1 protein-coding gene is annotated in these 1,619 nt (G+C 65.8%); it reads left to right on the forward strand.

Annotation, left to right across the window (positions count from 1 at the left end):
- Positions 1-258 precede the first annotated feature (258 nt).
- Positions 259-1,619: polysaccharide biosynthesis/export family protein (locus KZZ07_RS26515; RefSeq protein WP_255564620.1), on the forward strand; the 1,361-nt coding region annotated here is incomplete at its 3' end.

Raw genomic sequence — 1,619 nt, forward strand, 5'->3', positions numbered from 1 at the left:
CACGGGACGATCCGAGGTTGCGCAAAACTTTTCCACAGGTCGCGCAGGTTTTCCCGGTTTGTTGCTGATTTGCCGCGATCGGCACCGATGGCGCGGCGGGGCAATGGCTCCTGTCGCATTCGGCTCCCCGCCGGGCTACATCATTCAGAGATTTTTGCGGTTTCCATTTATCTCCCGGCTGCTTGTGCCTGAGCAATGGAAACCGATTTGGCGCCGGGGTGAGGCACAATGGGGATGATCTTGCGGACAGGGTCTGAAATGCATGGAAAACCGGGCGGCTGGCTCCGCGCCGCCGTGCTGGCGATGAGCGGATTTGCGGTCCTCTCCGGGTGCGGGGTCACCTATCACAGCCCGAAGGTGTCCGAACGACAGGGCGCGCTGCCCGTGTCCGTGGTCGAGCTGACGCCCAGGGCCGTGACCTATGCCAATGCCTCTGCCTATACGCCGCGCGCGCTGCCGGATGTCTTTTACGCCTATGCCGGATCCTACGGCGGCGCCACCGGCGTCGGGGCACTGCCCGCCGCGCCCTACCTGCCCGACGAATCGCGGCAGCGTCTGGAATATCGCCCGCTGCCCGACGTCAGCCCGCAGCCCTACCGCATCGGCGTGGGTGACGTGCTCTTGCTGGCCACGCGCAACGCCGCCTCGACGGTGGAACAGCTTTCGGGCCTGCTGGCGGCACAGAACCAGCGGCAGGGCTATACGGTCCGCGACGACGGCACCATCGCCATCCCGGAGATCGGCCCGGTCCAGCTGGCCGGCATGACCCTGCAACAGGCCGAGGACCAGCTGTTCCAGGCGCTGGTGTCGAACCAGATCGACCCCTCCTTCAGCCTCGAGGTGACCGAGTTCAACTCGCAGCAGGTGGCCGTGGGCGGTGCCGTGGGTTCCGCCAAGCTGGTGCCGATCACACCCAACAACCTGACCCTGGGCCAGGCGCTGATCACCGCGGGCGGGCTGAACGTGCGTGACGAGGAGTTCGCCTCGATCCGCATCTACCGTGACGGTACGCTGTACCAGATCCCGGTCGAAACCTATCGCGCGCAACCGGCGCTCAAGGACAAGCTGCTGCGGGCGGGCGACGCGATCTATGTCGACACGACCTATGATCTCGACCGCGCGTTCGAGTTCTACAAGGCCAGGATCGACGTGATCACGCTCCGGTCGTCCGCGCGCAGCACGGCGCTGAGTACGCTGAGCGCCGAGATCGGCATTCGCCGCGCGGCGCTGGAAGAGCGCCGCGGCCTGTTCGAGGCGCGCACCGCGCTGGACGCGGAAAAGCGCGATTACGTCTATCTCAGCGGCGAGGTGAGCAAGCAGAACCGCTTTGCGCTGCCCTATGGCCGCCAGGCGACCCTGGCCGACGTGCTGTACAACGAGGGCGGCTTTGACAACACAACCGGCGACCCGACCGAGATCTACGTCCTGCGCGGCAGCAGCGACCCGGCCAAGGTCGGCGAGATCGTAGCCTATCACCTGAACGCGGGCAACGCGGCCAACATGATCCTGGCGACCAGGTTCGAAATGCGCCCCAACGATGTCCTCTTCATCGAGGAACAGCCCATCACCAAGTGGGGCCGCGCCCTGCAACAGGCCTTCCCGACGCTGCTGAATGCGGC

It is taken from the genome of Mameliella sp. CS4 (genome assembly GCF_019392335.1).
Taxonomy (GTDB): domain Bacteria; phylum Pseudomonadota; class Alphaproteobacteria; order Rhodobacterales; family Rhodobacteraceae; genus Antarctobacter.